Origin of the sequence: Campylobacter concisus (assembly GCF_002092855.1) — a bacterium.
Taxonomy (GTDB): Bacteria; Campylobacterota; Campylobacteria; order Campylobacterales; family Campylobacteraceae; genus Campylobacter_A; species Campylobacter_A concisus_AI.
In genome coordinates this window covers 1-412 of sequence record NZ_LVLC01000021.1, presented here as the reverse complement: position 1 = coordinate 412, position 412 = coordinate 1, and the positions used below count along the sequence as shown (strand labels likewise).

1 protein-coding gene is annotated in these 412 nt (G+C 40.0%); it reads left to right on the top strand.

Going from position 1 to position 412, the window contains the following annotated elements; genetic code table 11:
• A partial coding sequence (locus tag A3223_RS06725) for a hypothetical protein (protein WP_180378711.1) occupies positions 1-412 on the top strand: 412 nt, incomplete at both ends.

Here is a 412-nt window from a genome sequence, read left to right as displayed (position 1 = left end):
ATCAAGTTCAAATACCCCAATAGATGAAGAGACGATAAATCAAGTAAACGCAGTCCTAAACTCTAAAGAGTGGGAAGATAAGCCAACCACTCTTAGTGGTATGGGAGCTCTAATAATAACAGCCATCGTTACATTCCTAACAGCAGGAGCTGGAACCGCTGTAGCTGGAGCACTTGGATCAGTTGCTAGCTCAACTGCAAGTGCATCTATTTCATCTATGACAATCGTTGTCATAGCAAACTCAACAGTCCAACTAACAAACAATCTCTTATCTCATGGCAAGGTTAAATTTGATACATCATCCCTCGCCAAATCAGCCATCAGTGCAGGGGTAGGCTCATATGTTAGTAACTACATATCAAGCATAGATACTCTAAGTAATACCAATATCATAAATACACCATCTTATACC